The sequence below is a fragment of the Nocardioides sp. genome (assembly GCF_016462705.1).
Taxonomy (GTDB): domain Bacteria; phylum Actinomycetota; class Actinomycetes; order Propionibacteriales; family Nocardioidaceae; genus Nocardioides.
Window position 1 is genome coordinate 1 of sequence record NZ_JAEMSS010000255.1, and the last position, 4609, is coordinate 4609.

The 4609-nt window shown below is 71.9% G+C and carries 4 protein-coding genes; 3 read left to right on the plus strand and 1 reads right to left on the minus strand.

Annotated elements, in window-relative coordinates:
- From JHD21_RS20790 to JHD21_RS20800, 3 genes are all read left to right on the plus strand, one after another.
- A partial coding sequence (locus JHD21_RS20790) for an ABC transporter ATP-binding protein (RefSeq protein WP_292679296.1) occupies positions 1 to 711 on the plus strand: 711 nt, incomplete at its 5' end.
- Entirely contained in the window at positions 708 to 3236 is a 2529-nt protein-coding gene (locus JHD21_RS20795; protein ID WP_292679299.1) for an FtsX-like permease family protein, read from the plus strand. The genes JHD21_RS20790 and JHD21_RS20795, both read left to right, overlap by 4 nt.
- A 126-nt stretch (positions 3237 to 3362) precedes the next feature.
- Positions 3363 to 4079, plus strand: a complete 717-nt coding sequence (locus JHD21_RS20800) for a GntR family transcriptional regulator (RefSeq protein WP_292679303.1) — start codon at positions 3363 to 3365, stop codon at positions 4077 to 4079.
- A gap of 70 nt (positions 4080 to 4149) precedes the next feature.
- On the opposite strand, the gene JHD21_RS20805 is transcribed toward JHD21_RS20800, so the two are convergent.
- Positions 4150 to 4491, minus strand: coding sequence for a hypothetical protein (locus JHD21_RS20805; protein WP_292679305.1), 342 nt, complete (start codon positions 4489 to 4491; stop codon positions 4150 to 4152).
- Between the last annotated feature and the right edge of the window lie 118 nt (positions 4492 to 4609).

The window sequence follows — 4609 nt, forward strand, 5'->3', positions numbered from 1 at the left end:
ACCTACGGCTCCGGCACGGCCGCGGTCACCGCCCTCGACGACGTCAGCGTCGACCTGGAGGCGGGCCGGTTCACGGCCGTCATGGGCCCCAGCGGCTCCGGCAAGTCCACGCTGATGCACTGCTGCGCCGGCCTCGACACGGCCGACAGCGGCACCGTCCTGATCGGGGACGTCGACCTGACCGGTCTCGGCGACAAGGGCCTGACCGAGCTGCGGCGCGACCAGATCGGCTTCGTGTTCCAGTCGTTCAACCTGCTCCCGACCCTCACCGCGAAGGAGAACATCCTGCTGCCGCTGGCGATCGCCGGACGGGCGCCTGATCCCGAGTGGTACGACGCGGTGATCGCGACCGTCGGCCTCGCGGACCGGCTCGAGCACAAGCCCAAGGAGCTCTCGGGCGGCCAGCAGCAGCGGGTCGCGATCGCCCGGGCGCTGGTGAGCCGGCCGCGGATCGTCTTCGCCGACGAGCCGACCGGCAACCTGGACTCCCGGTCCGGCGCCGAGATCCTCGAGCTCCTGCGCAGCAGCGTCGACGACCACGGCCAGACCGTCGTCATCGTGACCCACGACCCCGTCGCCGCGGCGTACTGCGACCGGGTGCTGTTCCTGGCCGACGGCCGCATCGTCGAGGAGCTCAGGGACCCGACCCGGGACGCCGTCCTGGAGGTCATGGCGCGCCTGGCGGAGCCAGTGGCTCCCACGACCCGATGATCCGCGCGTCCCTCAAGAGCCTCCTCGGTCGCAAGGTCCGGCTCCTCCTCAGCACCTTCGCGATCGTGCTCGGCGTCGCGTTCGTCGCCGGCACGCTGGTCTTCTCCGACACGCTCAACCGGAGCTTCACGGCGCTGTTCGCTAGCACGGTCGGGGACGTCGTCGTCCAGCCGCTCGGCGCCCAGACCGAGCAGGGCGCGCCGTCCTCCCGGACGCTGCCGGGGTCGCTGGTCGACGAGCTCGAGCAGGTCGACGGGGTCGCCCGTGTGGACGGCAACGTCAACGCGATCGGCGTCTACGTCGTGGGCGCGGACGGCAAGCTGGTCGGCGGCCTCGGTCCGCCGTCCATCGGCAGCAACTGGACCGACGCGCCGTCTCCGGGCGGCGTCGGCCTCGAGATCCTCGAGGGCGAGGAGCCGCAGGGCGTCTCCGAGGTGATGCTCGACGAGCGCACGGCCGAGCGCGCGGACTACCAGGTCGGCGACACCGTCACGCTGCTGCTGCCCCGCGGGACCGCGCAGTTCGAGGCGGAGCTCGTCGGCCTGGTCGGGTTCCCCGAGGGCGGGTCGCTCAACGGCGCGACGCTGACGCTGTGGGACACCGCCAGCGCGCAGGAGCTGTTCCAGGAGGGCGAGGACGTCTTCAACGACGTCTGGGTCACCGCCGAGGACGGCGTCTCGCAGGAGGAGCTGCGCGACGCCGTCGACACGGTGCTCCCGACCGACGTCGAGGCGGTCACCGGGGACCAGGCCGCCGACGAGGCGGCCGACGAGCTCCTCGAGGCGATCGGGTTCATCACCACGTTCCTGCTGGTCTTCGCGGGGATCGCGGTCGTCGTCGGGGCCTTCATCATCGTCAACACGTTCTCGATCCTGGTCGCCCAGCGCAGCCGCGAGCTGGCCCTGCTGCGGGCCCTGGGTGCCTCGCGGCGCCAGGTGACCTGGTCGGTCCAGCTCGAGGCGTTCGTGGTCGGCGTCCTCGGCGCCACCATCGGCCTCGGGCTCGGCGTGCTGCTCGCGATGGCGCTGCGGCTGCTGTTCGGGCAGTTCGGGCTCGACCTGTCGGGACAGCCCCTCGTCTTCGGCCCCCGCACCGTCATCGCGTCGTACGCCGTCGGAGTGCTCGTCACGATGGTCGCGGCCTACCTCCCGGCCCGGCGGACCAGCCGCATCGCGCCCGTCCAGGCCCTCAGCGACGACATCGCGCTGCCCGAGACCTCCATCCGGCGGCGGCTGCTGGCCGGCGTGCTGATGGTGATCGGCGGCCTCGTGTCGCTGGTGTTCGGGCTGGTCCTCGACGTGCCGAAGCCGCTGGCGTTCGTCGGCGCCGGGGTGCTCGCCGTCCTGCTGGGCGTCGCGGCAGCGAGCCCGGTCATCAGCAGGCCGCTGCTGCGGCTGGCCGCGCTGGTCTACCGCCGGGTGTTCGGGACGGTCGGGATGCTCGCCGGCGAGAACTCGCTCCGCAACCCCCGCCGCACCGCGGCCACCGCCTCCGCCCTGATGATCGGCCTGGCGCTCGCCGGGACGATGGTCGTCATCGCCGACTCGGCGAAGGCCTCGACGGACGCGGCGATCGAGGACGCGTTCGTCGGCGACTACGTGGTCTCCAACGTCTTCAGCGGCGAGTTCAACAACGCCATCGGTGACGAGATGGCGACCGTCGAGGGGGTGGCCGACGTCGTACGGCTCCGGTTCCAGTTCATGATCGCCGACGGCGACGACACCTTCGTCTCGGCGATCGACCGGTCCGCCGTGGAGCCCTTGGAGCTGACCGCGGCCGGCGGGACGCTGGAGCTGGGCGACCGCACGGTGCTGGTCCAGGAGTCGTATGCCGATGACGAGGGTCTCGCCGTCGGGGACACGCTCGAGGTGCAGGTGCCGGCCGGCAAGCAGACCTGGGAGGTCGCCGGCGTCATCGAGGACACCGCGCTGCTCACCAGCCTGGTGACCTCGGTCGAGACGTTCGACGGTGCCGGGTACGAGCCGGCCGACAACGCGCTGATCATCTACGAGGAGCCGGGCGCCACCGGCGTCCAGGAGCGTCTCGACGAGGTCGTGGAGGAGCTGCCGGTCGTCACCGTGCTGGACCAGCAGGAGTTCGCCGAGGAGCGGCGGGCATCGATCGACCAGTTCCTGCTCATCATCTTCGCGCTGCTCGGGCTGGCCTTGATCATCGCGGTGCTGGGCATCGTCAACACGTTGGCGCTGTCGGTGATCGAGCGCACCCGCGAGGTCGGCCTGCTCCGCGCGATCGGGCTGAGCCGCACGCAGCTGCGGCGGATGATCCGGCTGGAGTCCGTCGTCATCTCCCTGCTCGGCGCTGTGCTCGGGGTGGCCATGGGAGTCGTGTTCGGCGTCCTGATCACCTATGCGCTCCGCGACGAGGGCCTGGAGGTCATCCGGGTCCCGGTGCTGCAGCTCGGCGTCTTCTTCCTGCTCGCACTGGTCATCGGGGTGCTCGCCGCCGTGCTGCCCGCGCGCCGGGCCGCCCGGCTCGATGTCCTGCAGGCGATCGCGACCGAGTGACTTCTGGCCTTCTCGGACCTCACCCCCACGGGTGAACTAGCCTTTTCGGGCAGTCCTCCCCCAGAGAAGCGACCGAGGGGCGACAAAGCAGGGACGCGCACTGTCCGACCGGTCTAGTCTGGCTGCATGAGTGAGGTGCTGGTGAACGAGGGAAGGGCCCTCAAGCACGTGGTCGTGCGCGAGTACGTCCGTACTCTCGTCGCCGGCATGGAGCCCGGCTCGCCGGCCCCGTCCGAGCGGGTCCTGGTCCACCGGTTCGGGGTCGCCCGGATGACGGTCCGCCAGGCCATGGACGCCCTGGTCTCCGAGGGGCTCCTCGACCGGATCCCGGGCAAGGGCACCTTCGTCGCCCGCCCGCCCCGCGCCTCCAGCGGCATCACCTCCTACACCGAGGAGATGACGCGCCGCGGCCTCCTGTCGGAGTCGCAGACGCTCCTGGCCCGTCGCGAGCAGGCCGGCCCCGGCGTCGCCCGGGCGCTCGGCATCTCGGAGGGCGACGCAGTGATCCACTGGAAGCGGCTGCGGCGCGCCGACGGGATCCCCATGTGCCTGGAGGACGCCTACCTCAACGAGGTGCTGCTGCCCGGGTTCTTGCAGAGCGGCATGCCGACCAGCCTCTACGAGTCGCTCGAGCAGCGCGGACTCCGGCCCACCTGGGCCGAGGACTCCATCACCGCCGACGTGGCCACCTCCGAGGAGGCCGAGCACCTCGAGGTCGAGTCCGACGCCGTCGTCCTGCGGCACTCCCGTCGTGCGCTGGTCGGCGAGAAGGCGGTCGAGGTCTCCCGCAGCGTCTTCCGCGCCGACCGCTACACGCTCTGGGTGCAGCTCCGCCAGGACTGAGCTCGCCCCGCCGGGCCGATTCGTCTGCGGTCCACGTGGGGTTCCGCTGCGCGGCCTCGCAGACGAACCGTCAGGCGAGCCCGCCCAGCGGCGCCACCACGTCGCCGGACTCCTCGCACACCCACACCGGGTCGGGACCGCCGAGGTCGGGCTGGATGTAGAGCGAGTGCACCGGCCCGCCGCAGGTCAGGCAGACCGGCCACCGCTGGGTGGTCTCGAACAGGGCGTCCTGCACGTCCTGGGCGACCAGCCCCGCGACGTACGTGACGCCCTCGGGCCACTGCTCGGCCCACCACGTGCGCGACGAGATCGCGTCCTCGAGGAACGACACGGCCTCGGCGGTCGCGGCCCGGCGGGCCTCGAGGTCGGCGAGGACCCGCGCCCTGGCCTCGAACAGCGCCTGGGGGTCCATTCCTCCACCCTAGGCTGGAGCCCATGAGCGCTCCGGAGGTCCTGCTCGAGGTCGCCGTCGCCTCGGAGCGCGACGTCGCGGGGGCGCAGGAGGGCGGGGCCACCCGGCTGCACGCGAT